Below are 18,901 nucleotides of genomic sequence, written 5' to 3'. Positions count from 1 at the left end.
GCCCGAGCTTGATCAGGACGCCCAGTGGCTGCCCCGCGACTCGCGCCGCGATGCGAGAGGTCTCCCAAGGTCCCTCATGGGTGGGAAGTCTCCGGCGTGGCGCGCATGAACGGCCGCGTACACCCGGATGAGTGAGGTGGGAGCGGGGTTCAGGCCTGCTCGTCCGCCAGCTCGGCCACGCCCGTCACCCGGTGCAGGGGGTACGTGCGGACCTCGTCCGCGGTGTGGTCGTACGCCGTGACGTAGCCGCCCTCCACGCGGATCGGGGCGATGACGCGCTGGCTGGCGGAGCCCTCGGCGTTGACGTAGCCGATCCAGAGGGTCTCGCCGGTGAGGACGGCGGCCTGCATGGTGGCGAGGGTCTCGGCGGAGGTGGTGCGGGGGAGGGTGCCGTTCTCGGAGGGGGCGGCGGACGGCTTGCGCGGGGTCGTGGAGGCCAGGTCGCCCGCGCGGATGGCGCGGATCGCGGCGCCCAGGAGGGTGGTGTCGGGGGCCGGCGGGCCGTCGGGGACCGGCTCGGGCGCCGTGCGCGGGGGCGTGCGGTGGGCGTGTGCGCGGGTGATCAGTACGTCGCCCTCGGCGGACTCGGCGGCCGGTGCGAGGCCCATCGCGCGCAGGCCGTCGAGGAGCGTGGCCGGGTCGGCCTGGGCGGCCAGCACCGTGGGCGCGAGGCGGCGCAGGCGAAGGCCGGCCGACCGCTTGTCGGCGAGGATCTCGTTCAGAAGCGCGTCGTCGTCGCAGCGGACGTACGCCGAGGCCGCGCCGATCCGCAGGTGGCCGTGTCTGCGCGCCACGTCGTCGATCAGGTAGGTGAGCGGCTGCGGCACCGGCGTACGCGAGTGCGCGGCCAGGAACGCGTGCAGGTCCGAGGCGGAGCGGCCGGCGTCCAGGGCGCGGCGTACGGAGCCCGGCGTGAAGCGGTAGACCGTCGCCCCGCCCTTCGACTCCACGTCCGCGAGCACGTCCAGCATGGCCGCCAGAGGGCGTTCCAGCGGGCCGGGGGCGACCGCCGTGAGGTCCGCCTGGAGGAGGACGTGGTCGAGGGCTTCGGGGAGGAGGGGCGCGAGGAGGCGGACGGCCCGGGCGGCGGCGGAGGCCAGCTCGGCGGGGGAGCGGGGCTCGGGGGTGGGCGTGGGGTGGTGCTGCCTGTGGTGGACGGGGAGCTTGTCGCCCGGGCCGGCGGCCTGCTCCGGAGCGGGCCCGGGCGATTCCGCCCCCAGCAGCGCCCGCCCGTGCGCCGACAGCGCCCCCCGGCCCGTGATCCCCAGGGACTCGGCTTCGGTCAGCGTCCACCGGGCGAGGCGGGCGCGCAGGTCGTCCGAGGAGATGGTGCCGCGCAGGGCGCGTTCCCAATGGAGGCGGGCGACGAGGGAGTCGGCGGACGCGGAGGCGCCCTCGGGGAGTGCGGCGAGGAGTGAGAGGACGCGGTGGCGGACCTCCGGCGCGGCCGAGCGGTCGAGGCCCGGGCCCAGGGCCGACAGGGTGCGGTCCTTGGCGTCGCGGCCGCCGACCAGGCCCGCCGTGCGGGTGGCCGTCAGCCAGGCCGTGGCCAGTCGCGTCCAGCGCTCGGCCGCCGGGAGCTCCAGCCACTCGTCGTAGGCCGGGGTCGCCGCGTACCGCTCCTCGGCCGCGCCGTCCGAGGCCAGCAGGCCCGCCGCGTAGGCGAGTTCGACCCAGAAGGCGGCGACCGGCTCCGACAGGTCCAGGGCCACCGCCGTCCGCTTCAGGTCCCGTACGCTCAGGCCGCCCGCGCGCAGGACGGACGGGCCGCCCTCGTCCCAGTCCTTCAGTAGCTCCTCGATGGTGGCGAGCGCGGTGTACGCCTGGCCGGCCGCCGTCGCGTCCACAACCTGTGGACGGTGCGTGGCGGCGGGCTCGACGGCCGGCGGCAGCGGCTGTGTGTCCTTGTGCGCGCGGCCCGCGCGCAGGTGGAGGGCGACCTCGCGGGGGAGTACGACCGTGCCGGGCGCCGTCGGCAGCAGCAGCCCGCGGTCCAGGAGCCAGCGCAGGCGCGGGGCCGGGTCGGCCGTCACCTGGCCGTACGGCGGGCCCCACACCAGCCGCGACAGGACCTCCAGGGAGTCGGGCGGGGCCGTGCCGAGCAGGGCCGCCATCCGGGAGCGGTCGGTGAACAGCTCGGTCAGCGACGCCACCGCCGAGACCGCGTCGTGCGTCGTGGGCAGCCCGGCCGTCGTGAGGATCTCCTGGATACGGCCGGGCGACATGCCCGCCGTGGCCTCCGCGGCGGTCGGGCCCAGGCCCGTCGGGGACGGGTGCTGGGGCGAGACCGCGAGCAGCTCGCGGGCCGTACGGACCGGGCGGAGCCGGTCGTCCGCGCCCCACACCAGCGCCTGCTCGCGCAGGGTGGCCAGGGCGCGGGGGAAGGCTCCGACGACCGCCGGGTCGTCCTCGTCCCCCGCCAGCAGGGCGAGGAGCGTGCCGTACGGCGCCGGCTCCGGGGCGACCGCCAGCGCCTCCGCCGTCTGGAGGGCGAACCGGTCCAGGCGCTCCAGGGCGCGGATCACCGAGGCGCGGGTGCCGGCGCGGGTGGCCAGCTGGGTGAGGTCGGTCGGGACGGGCGTGATGAGGTCCGGGCGGGCCCGCAGGAGTGCGGCGAGGGAGGCGTCGTCGCGGGCCCGCAGGTCCTCGGCGAGCGAGCGTGGGTACGCACCCGCGGGCTTCCCGCCGGGCTTCTCCGGTGACTGCTCCTGGACGCTCATCCGATCCACGGTAGCGGGTTCGCTCCGCTGGGGGGTGCGCTGAGGGTTGTGGTCTGGCTGCGGGTGGGTGGGGGCTGGGCGCGCCCCGCGGCGGAGCCGCAGATGTCACAGCCCCGCGCCCCTGACGGGGCGCTCACCTGCGCCGGGAAGAAGGGGGCCTGAGCCGCTGCGAGGCGAACGTCGCGTGGCGCAGATGACGGTGGGATGAAATTGATCTGGAGGATCCCGGGCTGAACCGGCGGCTCCGGCTTTGTGCTCGTACCTTTGGGCCCCTGTTCAACTGCCGGTATTCGTCAGGGAGTTCGACGGTGGAGGGTTTCCCCTGGGAGTCAGTGATCGCCGTTCTCGGGCTGGCGGTTCCGGTGTGTGCGGCGTTGTGGGAGTTCGCTCTCGTCGGGCGCAAGCGGCTCGGCTACCGGGTGCAGATGGACACCACCGCCACGGACGTGTCCCACTCGCCGCTCGCGGGGGTCCTGGACCGGATGCAGCGGCAGGGCAACCCGCACGGGACCGCGCTGGTCGACCCCTCGTTCGTGCTGCTGCGGATCGAGAACAGCGGCTGGACCCCGATCGTCGCGGACGACTACATGCGGCCCAACAACGACCCGGTGGGCATCCGGGTCGGGTTCCCGGGCCGTCGCGTCGTCGGCATGGTCGTGACCGAGCTCAGCGACGAATACCTGCGCGACTTCTTTCCCGAGCACGCCGCCGGCCTGGGAACCACCGACGGTCTCATCACGCTGCCCAAGGTGATGCTCAACCGCGGCGCCCACTACAAGGTGCTGGCGGTTCTCGAACGTGAGGAGGGCTTCACGGACGCCAGGTTCCCCGACCCGGAGGTCGTCGCGGGCATCGTGGGCGGGGTGCGCCGCGGGACGATCAAGAAGACCAAGAGCCATGTCTTCGCCTCGAAGTCGGTACGGGTGTTCATGGCCGCCCTGGTGCTGGTGGCCGCCGCCCAGTCCGTCCTCACCTTCACCAGGGACGACGCCGTCGCCGCCCCGCTGGACTGCACCGAGGGGACCCTCACACTGTCCGGCTCCACGGCCTTCGAGCCCGTCGTCCGGGAAGCGGCGAGGCAGTACGAGGAGACCTGCCCGGACGCCCGTATCCCCATATCCGACGACTCCTTCAAAGGCAGCGTCGCGGGGCTCGACTCCCTTGCCGAGGCAGGGAAGTCGGCTCACCTCACGGGCAGCGTAGGCCTCCCCGACCGGCTCGCCTTCACCGACGGCGCCAAGAGCGACGGCCGTCCGCAACTGCTGCCCAGGCCCGTCGCCCTCTCCCTGTTCACCCTGGTCGTGAACAAGGACGCCGGAGTCCAGGACCTCTCCCTCAAGCAGGTCAGGGACCTGTACGCGGGAAGGATCACCAACTGGAGCCAGGCCAACGGCAATGACGTACCCGTCCACCTCGTCAGCCGCAGCCCCGGCTCCGGCACCCGGACCACGCTGGTCGGCCAAGTCCTCGACGGCAAACAGCCGATGAGGGTCACCGTCGACGACTGCGCGGCCCTGGACCAGGACCGGCCCGGCCGCTGCGAGGTCGGCGACACCGGGACACTCCTGAACACCGTGGCCACGACCCGCGGCGCCCTCGGGCACAGCGAGGTCGGTGCCGCCGCCGCGCACGACGGCGTCCAGCAGGTGCGGATCGACGGATATCCGGCGACGCTGGAGGGCGCCGACGAGGGCGCGTACCCGTACTGGCAGACCGAGTTCGCGTACACGTACGGCGAGCCGCCCGCCGACTCGATCGCCGCGGGTTTCCTGCGCTACCTCGCCAACGAGGTCGGCAAGGACATCCTGCGCTCCCACGGGCACCGCCCCTGCTCGGAATTGGCGAAGCCGCTGCTGTGCCGACCCACGTGACCTGTGGCGGGCGCGGTACGGTCGGTTGTGGTCGGGGTGCCCCAGGACGTGTCTGAGGCCCGCGCCCGAGGACGCCAACACAGCCGCCCCGGAGGGGACTTCGTGGGGATCGAGAGCGATCAGCTCGTATTCGACTATCTGAGCCGGGTGGGCGACCTGGCCCAGCAGCGGCAGCTGCCGTCCGGGACGCGGATGCGGCTCGTGTCCGAGCTGCGCAGCGAGATCGACCGGCGCCGGGCCAAGACGACCGTCGACAGCCCGGCCGCGGTCCGCCGCATCCTCGACCGCCTGGGCAGCCCCGAGTCGGTGGTGGCGGCCGCGAACGCCGACAAGGGCAGCGGTGACAGCCCGACAGAGACCAGGGCCGCCGTCCCCGTCCAGCGCGTCCAGGAGCCCGAGCCGCGGCCGAAGGGCCTGCGTCGCGTGGTCCCGCGGCCACGCCCCGCGGAACCCGACGTACCCGAGACGCCCGAGCCCGCGCCCCGCCCGCCGCACCTCGCGAGTACGGACGAGCTCGGGTCCGAGCAGCCCGACTGGTGGCGGGTGGACAGCAGCCCGTTCGGGACGACGGACAGCGTGCCGGGTTTCGTGGGCGGCATCGAGATCCCCGAACTGCTCAAACCGCCGCCCGGGGAGGAGGACGAGCCGGACCCGAAGCCCGCGCCGCCGGTCGTCAGACCCGAGGCGCCCGTCGAGGCGGCCGAGCCGGTCGACGCGGCCACGAAGAAACCCCGCCGCTTCGTCCCCCGCCCCCGTCTGCGCCCCGCGGGCGGCGGCTGGACCAACCCCCTCCTCCTGCTCGCCGCCGCCCTCCTGGTCGCCGGCGCCGCCATCGGCAACCTCGTCATGCTCGGCCTCGGCTGGCTCATCGCCTACCTCTCGCGCCGTCTCAGCCCCACCGAGTCGAAATGGGCCGTCCTCGGCGTACCCGGCCTCGTCGTCACCGCGGGCATCGTCTGGCTCTGGGGCCGTACGGAGGGCCGCTGGGGCGATCCCATCGCGGAGGGGCAGATGAGCGACGCGGTCGCCGAGACGTGGCCGTGGGTGCTGCGGGGCGCGGCTATCGCTTCGGCGCTGTACCTGGTGTGGAGGTCACAGCGGTCGAGGTAGCGGTGCCTTCCTGGGTGTCTTCCCGCGTGTCCCCCTGGGCCGGGACACCGGCGTCGCCACGCCAGGGCGCGCCCGGCACCACCAACGGCGACCCCGTCACCGGATCCGGCACCACGACACACTCCAGCCCGAAGACCTCCCCTACGAGCTCCGCCGTGACGACCTCCGACGGCGCCCCCGAAGCGACGATCCGGCCCTCCTTCATGGCGACGAGGTGGTCGGCGTAGCGGGCGGCCTGGTTGAGGTCGTGCAGGACGACCACGACCGTGCGGCCCCGGTCATGGTTCAACTGGCGTACGAGGTCCAGGACTTCCACCTGGTGCGCGATGTCGAGGTACGTCGTCGGCTCGTCCAGGAGCAGCAGTTCCGTCTCCTGCGCGAGCGCCATCGCGATCCAGACACGCTGCCGCTGCCCGCCCGACAGCTCGTCCACGTTGCGTTCGGCGAGCGCGGCCACATCCGTCCGCTCCATCGCCTCCGTCACGGCCCGCTCGTCCGCGTCGGACCACTGCTGCCACCAGCTCTGGTGCGGCTGCCGGCCACGCGAGACGAGATCGGCGACCGTGATCGCCTCGGGTGCGACGGGCGTCTGTGGCAGCAGCCCGATCTGCTGCGCGATCCGCTTCGTGGGCAGCTTGGCGAGCGAGGTCCCGTCGAGGAGCACGGCACCGCCCTTCGGCTTCATCAGCCGCCCGAGTGCCCGCAAAGTGGTCGATTTACCGCAGGCGTTGGGGCCGACGATGACCGTCACCCGCCCGTCCGGAATCGCGAGGTCCAGCTCGCGCACCACCGTGCGGTCCTCGTACGCGAGCGTCAGCTCCCGCGCCGACAGCCTGCTCATGCCCTGCCCCTCATGCCCTGCCTCCAGAACGGACGGTACGGCTCCGGATGATGAGCCAGATCAGATACGGCGCCCCGACGGCCGCCGTGAGCACCCCCACCGGCACCTCGGTCGGCGAGAACACCCGCCGCGCCAGCAGATCGGCCAGCACGACGATCACGGCACCCAGCAGCGCCGAGCAGACGAGAGGAATCTGTGCGGTACGGGTCATGCGGCGGGCGATCTGCGGAGCGAGCAGCGCCACGAAGTCGACCGGTCCCGCCGCCCCGGTCGCCACCGAGGCGAGGACGACCCCGAGCACCACGAGCCCCAGCCGCACCCGGTTCAGCGATACGCCGAGCGCCGTCGCCGTGTCGTCGTCCAGGCCGACCGTCCGCTGGGCCCGCGCCGCCCACGCCACCGCCGGTACGAGGACGAGCAGCGTCCAGCCGAGGGGCGCGGCCTCCGCCCAGCCGCGGCCGTTCAGCGAGCCCGTCATCCAGATCTGCGCCTGCTGGGCGACCAGATAGTCGCCCTTCGTCATGAAGAGCGTCGTCACCGAGCGCAGCGCGATCGCGAAGCCGATCCCGATGAGCACGAACCGCGTGGCGTGCAGCCCCCCGCGCCACGCGAAGACGTACACGAGCACGGCGGCCAGCAGCCCGCCCACGACGGACAGATACGGCAGGACGGCGTACGAGGTGACGCCGAACGTCATCGCCCCCACCGTCAGCGCGCTCGCGCCCTGACTGATCCCGATGATGTCCGGACTGGCGAGCGGATTGCGGGCGACGGTCTGGATCAGCCCGCCCGCCACCCCGAAGGCGGCCCCGACGAGCAGCCCGACGACCAGCCGGGGCGCCCGCAGCGTCCCGACGACCAACTCGTCGGGCGACGGCCGCCCCGTCAGAACCTTGAACACCTCACCGGGCGCCACAAAGCTCTCGCCCACACAGAGGTACGCCAGGCAGGTCACCGCGAGCAGCACGGCCAGGCCCGCGCCGACCGCGGCCGCCCGCCGGTGCAGCAGGAAGGTGGCGCGCCGGGCGCGGAACACGGAATACCCGGCGGATGTGGTCGTAGTCGTAGTCGTAGTCGGTTTGGTCGTCGCGGCCGTCGTCACGCGGGCACCGCCTTCCTGCGGACGAGCCCGACCAGGAACGGCACCCCGATCAGCGCGGTCATCACACCCGCCGGGACCTCGCTCGGCGGGAACAGCACCCGGCCGATCGTGTCCGAGACGAGCAGCATGGTCGGGCCGAGGAGAGCCGAGAGAGGCAGCACCCACCGATGGGCGGACCCCACGATCGCGCGGGCGATGTGCGGGACGGCCAGGCCGATGAAGGCGAGGGGACCGGCCGCGGCGACCCCGACACCGGTGAGGACCGTGGCCCCGAGCCCGCCGACGATCCGTACCCTCGCGACCCGCTGTCCCAACCCCTGCGCCACGTCCTCGCCGAGCGCGAGCGCGTCCAGGCCGCGGGCCACCGACAGGACGAGGACGGCCCCGACCAGCAGGAACGGCCACACCTGCCCGACGATCTCCGCGTCCCGGCCCGCGAGCGAACCCACCTGCCAGAACCGGAACTCGTCCAGCGCGGAGGCCTGGGTGGTGAGCACGGCGGTCGTGACCGACACGAGCAGCGCGTTGATCGCGGCGCCGCCCAGCGCGAGCTTCACCGGCGTCGCGCCGCCCCGCCCGCTCGACGCGATCGCGTACACCGCGACCGACGCGATCGCCGCGCCCGCGAAGGCGAACCAGACGTACCCGGTGAGTGTGTGGATCCCCGCGAAGGCGATGGCGAGGACGACCCCGACCGAGGCGCCCTGGCTGATGCCCAGGATCCCGGGGTCGGCGATGGGGTTGCGGGTGATGCCCTGCAGGACCGTGCCCGCGAGCGCGAGTCCCGCACCGACCATGAGGCCGATGAGGGTACGGGGTACGCGTAGGCCCCGTACGACTTCGGCGGCGTCGCTGTGGCCGCCGTTCAGGACGGCGTCCCAGACCGCGGACGGGGGGATCGCGCGGGCGCCGACAGCGAGGCTGAACAGCACGGCGAGCGCCAGCGCCGCGACGGCTGCCGCCAGGGCGGCGGTTCGTCTGGCTTGCATGGGCTGGTGCTCCGGGAGAAGGGGTGGCTGGTTTGGTAAGGCTTGGCTGAGTGTATGTGGCCGGGCAGAGTCGTTCGTCGGGTGCGGGTGGGTTGTGGCTGGTCGCGCCCACGCGGCGGAGCCGCATGTGTCCACAGCCCCGCGCCCCTGACGGGGCTCGGTAGCCCGCAGCGCAGCCCAGGGAGTCCGCCCTGCCTTCGTTGCATCGCACGGACCCATGAGCGCAATGTCCGCTGGGCACAATGGCCCATATGACATCTCGCGCGCTGACCGTCGGCTTCGACCTCGATATGACCCTCATCGACTCCCGCCCCGGTATCCACGCCTGCTACCAGGCACTTTCCGCGCACACGGGGACGTACATCGACGCCGATCTGGCCATCACGCGGCTCGGGCCGCCGCTCGCGGAGGAACTGGTCAACTGGTTCCCGGCCGAGCAGGTCGAGGCCATGGCCGACGTCTACCGCGAGATGTACCCCACACACGCCATCGCCGCGACGCCCGCGATGGCAGGCGCCCGCGAGGCGATAGCGGCCGTGCGGGCGGTCGGCGGCCGGGCCATCGTCGTCACCGCCAAGTACGAGCCGAACGCCAAGCTGCATCTCAGCCACCTCGGCATCGACGCCGACGCCGTCATCGGCGACCTGTGGGCCGAGCGCAAGGCCGAGGCCCTGCGCGAGTACGGGGCCGGCGTCTACGTCGGCGACCACACCGGCGACGTACGCGGCGCCCGCACGGCGGAGGCGCTGTCGGTAGCGGTGGCCACGGGCCCGTGCGACGCGGAGGAACTACGGGAGGCGGGAGCGGACGTGGTGCTCACGGACCTGACGGAGTTCCCGGCGTGGCTGGCGGGTTTTCGGGGGACGCAGGCTCCGGGGACTTCACAGGCTTGAGCGGCTTCGGCGCCCCTTTAGGGGCGCGGGGAACTGCGCGACCAGCCACGAACGACCCGCAGCCGACGAACGACCCGCAGCTCACAATCCGCCACGTGCCTGCCGACGCCCGCTGGCGATCGACCGGAACACCCCCGCCCCCGCGATGAGGAAACCAACCCCCATCAACATGCTCAGACCGAACATGTACGTAGGAAAGGGCGTCGTGCCCAGCAGCAACGGGGCCACAGTGACCAACGTGGCCACCGCACCGACGAAGAACACGATGGCACCGGCACGGATCAGTCCGTCTCCGGTCGCGGCGGAATTCGTTTGGGTTTTGTCACGCACCCGACCAGGGTAGTTCCCAGCGCGGAGGAACAATCCGGCGACGTCTTGTCAGCAGCCGCCGGACCATTAGCCTTGGTACCGGCGGGTCCGACGACCCGCTGTAGTGCTATACGGACCCGTTTCCCGAGCAGTTTCAGCCGCAGTTTCCAGACGAAGTCAGACGCAGTTTCCGACGAGTACGAGGACGAGGACAGACGTGCCTACCGGCAAGGTCAAGTGGTTCAACAGCGAGAAGGGCTTCGGCTTTCTCTCCCGCGACGACGGCGGCGACGTCTTCGTTCATTCCTCGGTCCTGCCCGCCGGAGTCGATGTTCTCAAGCCGGGTCAGCGCGTGGAGTTCGGCGTGGTCGCCGGACAGCGCGGTGACCAGGCACTTTCGGTGGTGCTCCTGGACCCCACGCCGTCCGTCGCGGCCGCGCAGCGCCGCAAGCCGGACGAACTGGCGTCCATCGTCCAGGACTTGACGACCCTCCTCGAAAGCATCACGCCCATGCTCGAGAGGGGCCGCTACCCCGACAAGGCCTCCGGCAAGAAGATCGCGGGCCTGCTCCGCGCGGTCGCCGACCAGTTGGACGTCTGACCCTCGGGGACCGAGAGCCTCAGGGAAAGGCAAGCGCATCCGGGCCGAGGGGCGGCACAAGCCCCTCGGCCGCCGCGCGCGTCAGCAGCCCCCTGACGGCCGCATGGCCGTCCTCGCCGAGGTCGAGCGTGAACTCGTTGACGTACAGGCCGATGTGCTGGTCGGCGACCTTCGGGTCCATCTCCTGGGCGTGCTCCATGACGTACGGGCGCGAGGCCTCGGGGTCGTCCCAGGCGGCGCGTACGGACGCGCGGGCGGACTCGGCGAGCAGCCTCAGCGTGTTCTCGCCCAGCGACCGCTTGGCGATGATCGCGCCCAGCGGGATCGGCAGACCCGTGGTCGACTCCCAGTGCTCGCCCATGTCCGCGAGCTTGTGCAGGCCGTAGTTCTGGTACGTGAAGCGGGCCTCGTGGATGACGAGTCCGGCGTCCACCTTGCCGTCCCGTACGGCCGGCATGATCTCGTGGAACGGCATGACCACGATCTCGCCGACCCCTCCGGGCAGTGTGTCCGCGGCCCACAGGCGGAACAGCAGGTACGCCGTCGACCGCTCGCTCGGCACGGCGACCGTGCGCCCGGTGAGGTCCACGCCGGGCTCCCGGGTGAGGACCAGGGGCCCGCAGCCCCGCCCCAGCGCGCCTCCGCAGGGCAGCAGCGCGTACTCGTCGAGGACGTACGGCAGGACGGCGTACGACACCTTCAGGACGTCGAACTCGCCACGTTCGGCCATGCCGTTGGTGATGTCGATGTCCGCGAAGGTCACGTCCAGTGCGGGCGCGCCCGGGATCCGGCCGTGGGCCCAGGCGTCGAAGACGAAGGTGTCGTTCGGGCAGGGGGAGTACGCGATCTGCAGGGGCTCAGTGGGTGCGGTCATGTGGGTTCCAACTCTCCAGTACGGGCGTGAGCTTCCCGAACGCCCCGGTGAGTGCCGCGAGGGCATCGCCGATCCGCCAGGCGGCGCGGTCGCGGGGGCCGACGGGGTTGGACACGGCACGGATCTCCAGCACGGGCACGCCGTGCGCGGCGGCCGCCTCCGCGACCCCGAACCCCTCCATCGCCTCGGCGAGCGCCCGCGGATGGCACCGGCGCAACCCGGCCGCGCGCCCGGCGCTTCCGGTCACGGTGTTGACGGTGAGGACGACACCGGTACGCGCTCCCGTGACGGCCGCGACCTCTCGTACGAGTGATTCCGGCGGACGATGGGTGACGACCCCGAAACCCAGTTCGGTGACCGGCACGAACCCGTCCGCGGTCTCGGCACCGAGATCCGCCACGGTGATCTCGTCGGCGATCACGAGCGACCCGACGGGCGCGTCTGGCTGGAAGCCGCCCCCGATGCCCGCGGAGACGACGAGGGCGTACGGCGCTTCGGCGAGGGCGGCGGCGGTGAGCGCGGCCGCGGTCGACGCGGCGGCGGCCGCGGGGCCCACGCCCGCGGCGAGCAGATCGAAGACGGTGGAGCGGCCGTCCGGGGGCGCCACCCTGCTCAGGCTCGCTCCCGGCACCGTGTACTCCCGCGCCGACGGCGCGAACGCCGCGGCCACCGCGTCCCGTTCGGCGGGGACCGCGGTGGCTACCAGGACACGCATGCGCGGCGGATCAGGCGGCTCAAGCGTCCGCGTTCTCGAGCTTGAAGTTCCAGACGCCCTTGAACTGCGAACCGGACTTGTTCTGCTGGACGATGCTGATGTTGATCGTCTTCGGGGCGGCCTGGCCCTGCTGGTCGGCGAAGAGGTCGACGCCCTCGAAGGCGTAGTACGTCTTCTTGAACGGGGACGTGACCTGCTGCCCGTTGAGCCACAGGGCCCAGCCCTCGTCCGCGATCTCCGGGTCGACACCGATCCGCAGCGTCTCGCCCTGCGGGACGCTGATCGTGTCGGAGGCCTTCTCGGCGGCGCACTTGGTCGCTTCCTCGCGGCCGATGTTCTCGCCGTCCTTGTAGCACTCGGCCTCGGTGCTGACCGAGTTCTTGCCGATCGTGACGGTGGCCATCGGCGTCGGCTTGTCACAGGCGGACAGGACGAGAAGTCCGGCGGAAACGGCGCCGACGACGGCGACGGCGCGGCGACGGCGCGCAAGGGGACGCTGGGAGCTCATGGGCGAAGGCTATCGGGCGCCTCCTGCGGCCCGGCTACGTGGGTGGGGTACGCGGCGTGCCGCAGTCCCCGCGTGGGCCACCTGCAGGCCAGGTTCCCGCCGTCCTGCACGTCCGGCTCACGCCGCCCGCAGGCTAGGCGCATGCCGCCCGCACGTCCGGTTCACGCCGCCCCACAACGTCCCCGTTCACGCCACGCGCGCGTGCTGTCGGCCGCCGCTCTTGGCCGCGCTCAGCAGGCCGCGGACCGTGGTGAGCCAGCCGGCGGCGACGATCGCGGCGGCCACCGAAAGCCCGAGCGTGCCGTTGAGGGGCAGCGCCATGCCGATCGCACCGCCGACCACCCACGACATCTGCAGCAGCGTCTCCGAGCGCGCGAACGCCGACGTCCGCACCAGCTCGGGTACGTCCCGCTGGATCAGCGCGTCCAGGGACAGCTTGGACAGCGCCTGGGCGAACCCGGCGAACGCGGCGAGTATCGCCACCAGGATCACTCCGAAGAACGCCGCCGCCGTGATCGCCACCGCCATCACCACCGCGACCACCGTCACGATGATCAGCTCCGGTGCCCGCGATCTCAGGGCCGCCCCGACCGCCGTGCCCAGCGCGTTGCCCACGCCCGCGGAGACGCCCACTATGCCCAGCGAGACCGCCGCGCTCGCACCGGCGAGGGGATGCTCGCGCAGCAGGAAGGCGAGGAAGAAGATCAGGAACCCGGACAGGCACCGCAGCGCGGCGTTCGCGGCGAGCGCGTGTGTGACCGCCGTGCCGACCGTACGCAGGCCCGGGCGCTTCGGCGGTTTCAGGTGCGGCCCGTGCAGATGCTGCTCGTCCGCGGCGAGCAGGGCCTTGTCCTCGCCCTTCGCCGAGTCGACCTTGTGGGGCAGCTGGAACGACAGGACCGTGCCCGCCACGAAGATCAAGAAGGCGCCGTAGAGCGGATAGCGGGGGCCCAGCGCCTGGAGCCCCGCCCCGATCGGGGCCGCCACACCCGTCGCCAGCAGACCGCCCAGCGTGACCCGCGAGTTCGCCTTCACCAGGGAGAACGTGGGCGGCAGCAGCCGGGGCACCACGGCGCTTCTGACCACGCCGTACGCCTTCGACGCCACCAGGACGCCGAGGGCCGCCGGATACAGCTCGATGCTGCCCGTGACGACCGCGCTCGACAGCAGCAGCGCCATGAAGGCGCGAGCGATGAACGCGCCGGCCATCGCCGCGCGGCGGCCGTGCGGGAGGCGGTCCAGGAGGGGGCCGACAATCGGGGCGAGGAGCGTGAACGGGGCCATCGTGATCGCGAGGTAGAGCGCCACGCGGCCGCGGGCCTCGTCCGTGGGGACCGAGAAGAAGACCGTCGAGGCGAGCGCCACGGTGATCATCATGTCGCCGGCGCCGTTCACACCATGCAGTTCGATCAGCTTGCCGAGGCCCGACTCGCCCGCGCCGTGCGCGTGAGTCGCCTTTCTGATGCCCTTCGCCGTCCCCGTGAACGGCAGATGCAGGGCACGCCCGACGGACCGGACGGCCCCGCGCACCGGGCCCGACCCGCTCGTACGTCCCGCCCCGCCTCCACCGATCCCGGTGGCACCTTGGGGCGACCTCGCGGCTGCCACTCCGCAATAGTGCCCCGAGAATGGCGTATGTAGTGCGGTTACCGCGCGTATAGGGGCTGAGTGGACGCTGTGAGTTCGCCGCGGAGCGGCGGGTGACGGGGATCGCGGAGCGGTCGAAAAAAGTGTGGGCGGGCGGGAAAACGCCGCGGAGCGGCGAAGACACAGCTCGCGGAGCGAGCAAAGCCGGGCCGCGGAGCGGCAAAGGCCACGCCGCGGAGCGGCGAAGAGACCGCGGTGTAGGCCAAGCGCCAGCGAGACGGTAGCGTGCGTAGCGCGCCCGCGGCGGTTGTTCTCGGCCGCGCGCCTCTCAGCCATCCCGCAGAATGGGTGGTGTAGGTGCGCCCGAGTGCGATCGGGCGCGGACGTCGACGCGGCCCACTGGTCCGCTCCGTCCGCACCCCCGTCGAGGGACGGCGCACTCGTGAGACGGCGTAGGAGAGAAGCGATACCTGTGAGCGCGACAACGCGAAGCCGCACCCCCGACCGTCTGTGCGCCGAGGCCATCGACCTCGCCCGGGCCGCCGCCGAGGAGGCCGCCGCGCCCGGCGTGGTCGGGGAGCACGCCGGGATGGTCAGCGAAGGGGATCGCGTCGTCACGCACTTCTTCGAGTGCAAGGAACTGGGCTACCGAGGCTGGCGCTGGGCCGTGACCGTGGCCAGGGCCTCGCGGGCGAAGGTCGTGACCCTCGACGAGACGGTGCTGCTGCCCGGCCCGGACGCCCTCCTCGCACCCGAGTGGGTGCCGTGGAGCGAGCGGCTCCGGCCCGGGGACATGGGCCCGGGTGATCTTCTTCCCACGGACGCGGAGGATCTGCGTCTGGAGCCCGGGTACTCCGGCGAGGACGAACCCGCCCCGAACTCGCCGATCTCCGAGGAGATGGCCGAGCTCGCCGAGGCGGAGGACGCCGAGGTGACGGCCGGGACGCCGGCCAGCCTTCCCGCCGTGCCGACCCGCGGTTCGATCGCCTCCGTGGCGGAGGAGCTCGGGATGCGGCGGGCGCGGGTGCTGTCGCGGTACGGGCTGCATGTCGCGGCGGACCGGTGGGAGGAGTCGTACGGGCCCAAGACGGCGATGGCCCAGGCCGCGCCTGCCACGTGCGTCAGCTGCGGCTTCCTGAATCCGATCGGCGGCTCGCTCGGGCAGGCGTTCGGTGTCTGTGCGAATGAGTTCTCGCCTGCGGACGGTCGTGTGGTGTCGCTGTCCTACGGGTGCGGGGGGCATTCCGAGGCGGCGGTCATGCCGAAGCCGCCACGGCCGGCTCCGCCGGTGATCGACGAGACCCGGGTTGACCCGTTCCCCCTGCGTCCGTCGCCGGACTCGGGGTCCGTGCCACTGACTCCGGATGAGCCGTCTGCGGAGTTCGGCCACTCCTGACCTCCGGCGGCTGGGCGGTACGCCTACGGGGGTGGTGGGAGCAGTGCGTTGGCGAGTGCGGGCTGAGTGTGGCTGGTCGCGCCCACGCGGCGGAGCCGCAAATGTCACGGCCTCGCGCCCCTAGGTAGTCGGGCATTACCTGCCCTCACTCCGGGAACCCGCATCCCACCCCGCGCGGTACCTTCTTGCCGCGACCGAGCCACCGCGTGCGGCCGTACAACCCGAGTAGGAGAGTGAACCGTGAGCAAGTTCGTGCGGCCGGCTGCCGAGGGTGCGGACCCGTTCGGGACGGCGAGGCTGCGGCGCGGGGTGCTGGACGCCTGGGCGACGAGCCCGGCGCGGTTCCGCGAGGACGCCAACGCCGAGGAGGACCTGGTTCTCGGCGGGTACCGGGACCGCCTCGTCGTCGAGCTCGCGCAGAATGCCGCCGATGCCGCCGCCCGGGCAGGTGTCCCGGGACGGCTCCGGCTCACCCTCCGCGACGGCGTCCTCGTCGCCGCCAACACCGGCGCCCCGCTGGACGCGACGGGCGTCGAGTCGCTGTCCACGCTGCGTGCCTCCGCGAAGCGGGACGACCACGACAGCGCGGTCGGCCGGTTCGGCGTCGGCTTCGCGGCCGTGCTCGCCGTGACCGACGAGCCCGCCCTCGTCGGGCGGCACGGCGGAGTCCGCTGGTCCCTCGCCGAGGCCCGCGAACTCGCCGTCGACACCGCCCGCCACAGCCCGGGGCTCGGCGACGAGCTGCGGCGCCGCGACGGCCATGTGCCCCTGCTCCGGCTGCCGTTCGCGGCCGAGGGCACCGCCCCGGACCCGTACGACACCGTCGTGATCCTGCCGCTGCGGGACCCGGCGGCCGAGCATCTCGCCGAGCGGCTCCTCGGCGCCGTCGACGATGCCCTGCTGCTCGCCCTGCCGGGCCTTGAGGAAGTCGTCGTCGAGGTCGGGGACGGGAGCGTACGGACGATCCGGCGCCGTGCCGACGCGGAGGGCGGCGGCGTGTTCGTCGAGGACTCCCGCGACGGTACGACCCGCTGGCGCACCGTCTCCGCACACGGCCCGCTGGAGCCCGCCCTGCTCGCCGACCGGCCCGTAGAGGAGCGGCTACGCCCCCACTGGTCGGTCACCTGGGCCGTCCCGGTCGACGCCGACGGGGCACCGATTCGCCCCCGCACCAGCCCCGTCGTGCACGCGCCCACGCCCAGCGACGAAGCCCTCGGGGTACCCGCCCTGCTCATCGCCTCCCTCCCGCTCGACACCACCCGCCGCCACGCCGCCCCCGGACCGCTGACCGACTTCCTGGTGCAGCGTGCGGCGGACGCGTACGCCGAGCTGCTGGCCGCCTGGCGGCCGGTGACCCCCGGGATCATCGGCCTGGTGCCGGGCCCGCTCGGCAAGGGTGAGCTGGACGGGTCCCTGCGCCAGGCGATCCTCGACCGGCTGCCGCGTACGGCCTTCCTGCCGCCCGCGGTCGAGCCGGGCGACGACCCCGACCTCCCCGAGGCGCTGCGCCCGCGCGACGCCGAGGTGGTGGAGGGGGCGGGAGCCGAGACCGTACGCGTCCTCGCAGAAGTGCTGCCCAGCCTTCTCCCCGCCGGGCTCGAACGACGCGTGGAGCTGCGCACGCTGGGCGTGGCACGCGTGCCGCTGACGGAAGCCATCGACCGGCTCGCGGGCCTGGAGAAGGCCCCGGACTGGTGGCGGCGGCTGTACGACAGCCTCGCCGGGGTCGACCCTGAGCGCCTGTCGGGGCTGCCCGTGCCGCTCGCGGACGGGCGTACGACGATCGGGCCCCGCCAGATCCTCCTGCCGGTCCCCGACGGGCCCACCCCCGACGACACCTGGGCCGCCACCTCCGAGACCCTCGCCCGCCTCGGCCTCAAGGTCGCCCACCAGGACGCCGCCCACCCGCTCCTGGAGAAGCTGGGCGCCCTCCCGGCCACGCCCCGCGCCGTCCTCACCACCCCGCAGGTCCGCGCGGCCGTCGCCGCCTCCCTCGACGACGACAGAGGCTGGGAAGAGGACACCCCGGACGCCGAGGAGCTGGCCGACACCGTCCTCGCCCTTGTCCGTGACGCCAACCTCGAACCCGGCGACGAACCCTGGCTCGGCGCCCTCGCCCTCCCCGACGAGGAGGGCGAACTCGCCCCGGCCGGCGAACTCGTCCTCCCCGGCAGCCACTTCGCCCAGGTCATGCGCGAGAACGAACTCGCCTCCGTGGACGCCGAGTTGGCCGACCGCTGGGGCGAGCAGCCGCTGGCCGCCTGTGGCGTCCTGGCCAGCTTCACCCTCGTACGCGCCACCGACGTCGTCCTCGACCCCGACGAACTGGAGCCGAGGGAAGGGGACTTCGCCGAGCCCGACGACGCGGGACTGCTCGACGCCGTCGACGTGTGGTGCGAGGACGTCCTCGACCGGCTCCCTGAGACTCCGGTCCCGCCGGTCGCCCCGGAGATCGTCGCCGTACGGGATCTCGACCTGGTGGACGACGACCGCTGGCCCCAGGCCCTCGCCCTGCTCTCCCGCCCGCCGCTGCGGGACGCCATCACCCAGCCGGTGCGCATCCTGCTGCCCGACGGAACGCACGAGATCGTCCGGCCCTACACCGCCTGGTGGCTGCGCGGGCACCCGGTCCTCGACGGCCGCCGCCCGGCAGGCCTGCGCGCCGAGGGCGGCGACCCGCTCCTGCACGGCCTGTACGACGCCGCCGACGCGACCGGCTTCGACGACGAGCAGGTGCTGCGGGCCCTCGGCGTCCGCACCTCGGTCGCCGCACTCCTCGCCGAGCCGGGCGGCGCCGCCGAGCTCCTAGACCGCCTGGCCGACCCCGACCGTGAGGTCACGGCGCCCCAACTGCACGCCCTCTACGGCGCGTTGGCCGACCTCGACCCCGAGCAGGTCACCCTGCCGGACGAGTTGCGGGCCGTCGTGGACGGGCAGGTCACGGTCGTGGACGCGGCCGACGCCGTGGTCGTGGACTCGCCCGATCTGCTGCCCTTCACCGGCGGCACGCCCCTGCTTCCCGTACGGCCGTCGCGGGCCGCCGACCTCGCCGAACTGTTCCAGGTCCGGCGGCTGAGCGAGTCCGTGACCGGCGAGGTGACGAGCGAGGGCGTCGAGCACGACGTGCCCGATTCCGTACGGGTCCTGCTGGGCCCTTCGACCCCCACCACGTACGTCGAGCACGAGGAACTCTTCGTCGGCGGCACCGAACTCGACTGGCGCCGCACCCGCGACGGAGTCCTGCACGCCGCCACCGTGGAGGGCGTCGCCGCGGGCCTCGCCTGGGCGGCCGGCCAGTGGCCACGCCGCTTCGAGGTCGCCGCGCTGCTCGAGGACCCGTCCAGGACGGACGAACTGGCACGGGACCGCTGGCTCGACTGAGGAC

General features: G+C 73.0%; 15 protein-coding genes. 6 read left to right on the top strand and 9 right to left on the bottom strand.

From position 1 onward, the window contains the following. Positions 1 to 149 precede the first annotated feature (149 nt). Positions 150 to 2,720 (bottom strand): helicase C-terminal domain-containing protein, encoded by a 2,571-nt coding sequence (locus GAS53_RS25815; protein WP_151480091.1) that lies wholly within the window; start codon positions 2,718 to 2,720, stop codon positions 150 to 152. A gap of 308 nt (positions 2,721 to 3,028) precedes the next feature. Between GAS53_RS25815 and GAS53_RS25810 the strand changes: the two genes are divergently transcribed. Both GAS53_RS25810 and GAS53_RS25805 read left to right on the top strand, forming a co-directional pair. Then, positions 3,029 to 4,591 (top strand): substrate-binding domain-containing protein, encoded by a 1,563-nt coding sequence (locus GAS53_RS25810; RefSeq protein WP_151480090.1) that lies wholly within the window; start codon positions 3,029 to 3,031, stop codon positions 4,589 to 4,591. Positions 4,592 to 4,693: 102 nt separating this feature from the next. Beyond that, positions 4,694 to 5,701: a hypothetical protein gene (locus GAS53_RS25805; protein WP_151480089.1), complete on the top strand. Its 1,008-nt coding sequence runs from the start codon at positions 4,694 to 4,696 to the stop codon at positions 5,699 to 5,701. Here GAS53_RS25805 and GAS53_RS25800 read toward each other — a convergent pair. The 3 genes from GAS53_RS25800 to GAS53_RS25790 are packed head-to-tail and all read right to left on the bottom strand — an operon-like array spanning position 5,652 to position 8,633. Then, a complete protein-coding gene (locus tag GAS53_RS25800) occupies positions 5,652 to 6,542 on the bottom strand; it encodes an ABC transporter ATP-binding protein (protein ID WP_151480088.1) in 891 nt (296 codons plus the stop codon). The genes GAS53_RS25805 and GAS53_RS25800 overlap by 50 nt on opposite strands. 10 nt (positions 6,543 to 6,552) lie before the next feature. After that, a complete protein-coding gene (locus tag GAS53_RS25795) occupies positions 6,553 to 7,644 on the bottom strand; it encodes a FecCD family ABC transporter permease (protein ID WP_151480087.1) in 1,092 nt (363 codons plus the stop codon). Then, a complete protein-coding gene (locus GAS53_RS25790; protein WP_151480086.1) occupies positions 7,641 to 8,633 on the bottom strand; it encodes a FecCD family ABC transporter permease in 993 nt (330 codons plus the stop codon). The genes GAS53_RS25795 and GAS53_RS25790 overlap by 4 nt, the downstream gene beginning before the upstream one ends. A 242-nt stretch (positions 8,634 to 8,875) precedes the next feature. Between GAS53_RS25790 and GAS53_RS25785 the strand changes: the two genes are divergently transcribed. Beyond that, entirely contained in the window at positions 8,876 to 9,526 is a 651-nt protein-coding gene (locus GAS53_RS25785) for an HAD family hydrolase (RefSeq protein WP_151480085.1), read from the top strand. Between the two features lie 81 nt (positions 9,527 to 9,607). Here the strand turns inward: GAS53_RS25785 and GAS53_RS25780 are convergent, their stop codons facing one another. Further along, positions 9,608 to 9,856 carry a hypothetical protein gene (locus tag GAS53_RS25780; protein ID WP_151480084.1) on the bottom strand — a complete coding sequence of 83 codons (249 nt, stop codon included), beginning with the start codon at positions 9,854 to 9,856 and terminating at the stop codon, positions 9,608 to 9,610. 196 nt (positions 9,857 to 10,052) lie between these two features. Here GAS53_RS25780 and GAS53_RS58035 point away from each other — a divergent pair, with 196 nt between their 5' ends. Then, positions 10,053 to 10,436, top strand: coding sequence for a cold-shock protein (locus tag GAS53_RS58035; RefSeq protein ID WP_151480083.1), 384 nt, complete (start codon positions 10,053 to 10,055; stop codon positions 10,434 to 10,436). A 19-nt stretch (positions 10,437 to 10,455) separates the two neighbouring features. On the opposite strand, the gene GAS53_RS25770 is transcribed toward GAS53_RS58035, so the two are convergent. The 4 genes from GAS53_RS25770 to GAS53_RS25755 all read right to left on the bottom strand — a co-directional run bounded on the left by GAS53_RS25770 (position 10,456) and on the right by GAS53_RS25755 (position 14,141). Then, on the bottom strand, positions 10,456 to 11,310 hold the full coding sequence (locus GAS53_RS25770) for a 1,4-dihydroxy-6-naphthoate synthase (protein WP_151480082.1): 855 nt from the start codon (positions 11,308 to 11,310) through the stop codon (positions 10,456 to 10,458). Beyond that, complete coding sequence (locus GAS53_RS25765; protein ID WP_151480081.1) at positions 11,294 to 12,025, bottom strand: futalosine hydrolase; 732 nt, start codon at positions 12,023 to 12,025, stop codon at positions 11,294 to 11,296. The genes GAS53_RS25770 and GAS53_RS25765 overlap by 17 nt, the downstream gene beginning before the upstream one ends. Before the next feature lie 19 nt (positions 12,026 to 12,044). Continuing rightward, positions 12,045 to 12,533: a hypothetical protein gene (locus tag GAS53_RS25760; RefSeq protein WP_151480080.1), complete on the bottom strand. Its 489-nt coding sequence runs from the start codon at positions 12,531 to 12,533 to the stop codon at positions 12,045 to 12,047. 186 nt (positions 12,534 to 12,719) lie between these two features. Beyond that, positions 12,720 to 14,141, bottom strand: a complete 1,422-nt coding sequence (locus GAS53_RS25755) for an MFS transporter (RefSeq protein WP_151480079.1) — start codon at positions 14,139 to 14,141, stop codon at positions 12,720 to 12,722. A 451-nt stretch (positions 14,142 to 14,592) separates the two neighbouring features. On the opposite strand from GAS53_RS25755, the gene GAS53_RS25750 reads away from it, so the two are divergent. Further along, complete coding sequence (locus GAS53_RS25750; protein ID WP_151480078.1) at positions 14,593 to 15,516, top strand: DUF3027 domain-containing protein; 924 nt, start codon at positions 14,593 to 14,595, stop codon at positions 15,514 to 15,516. 240 nt (positions 15,517 to 15,756) lie between these two features. Continuing rightward, positions 15,757 to 18,897 (top strand): sacsin N-terminal ATP-binding-like domain-containing protein, encoded by a 3,141-nt coding sequence (locus GAS53_RS25745; RefSeq protein WP_151480077.1) that lies wholly within the window; start codon positions 15,757 to 15,759, stop codon positions 18,895 to 18,897. Positions 18,898 to 18,901 lie beyond the last annotated feature (4 nt).

Source organism: Streptomyces albicerus, assembly GCF_008905045.1.
GTDB classification, from domain to species: domain Bacteria; phylum Actinomycetota; class Actinomycetes; order Streptomycetales; family Streptomycetaceae; genus Streptomyces; species Streptomyces albicerus.
The sequence above is the reverse complement of the archived record's forward strand: the minus strand, read 5'-3'. Positions and strand labels throughout refer to the sequence as shown.